Annotated in this window: 1 protein-coding gene; it reads left to right on the top strand. The window is 36.9% G+C overall.

Features of this window, described 5'->3' with window-relative positions; translation table 11 throughout:
* A partial coding sequence (locus tag AAEY62_RS24750) for a flavodoxin domain-containing protein (protein ID WP_350637143.1) occupies positions 1-236 on the top strand: 236 nt, incomplete at both ends.

Here is a 236-nt window from a genome sequence, read left to right as displayed (position 1 = left end):
AGGTAATACAGAACACGTAGCAAAAATGATCCAAAAAGAATTGGGTAAAAAGCTCGTAGCTGTACATGATATTGCAAAAAGCTCTAAAGAAGAGATTGCGGAATTTGATTTAATCTTATTTGGTATTCCTACTTGGTATTATGGCGAAGCGCAATGTGATTGGGATGATTTTTTTCCTGAGCTTGAAGAAGTAGACTTTGAAGGTAAGCTGGTTGCTATTTTTGGTTGTGGTGACC

The organism is Pseudoalteromonas sp. GW168-MNA-CIBAN-0100 (assembly GCF_040309225.1).
Lineage (GTDB): Bacteria > Pseudomonadota > Gammaproteobacteria > Enterobacterales > Alteromonadaceae > Pseudoalteromonas > Pseudoalteromonas arctica.
Note: the sequence above shows the minus strand (reverse complement) of the source record. Positions and strands in the feature narration are given on the sequence as shown.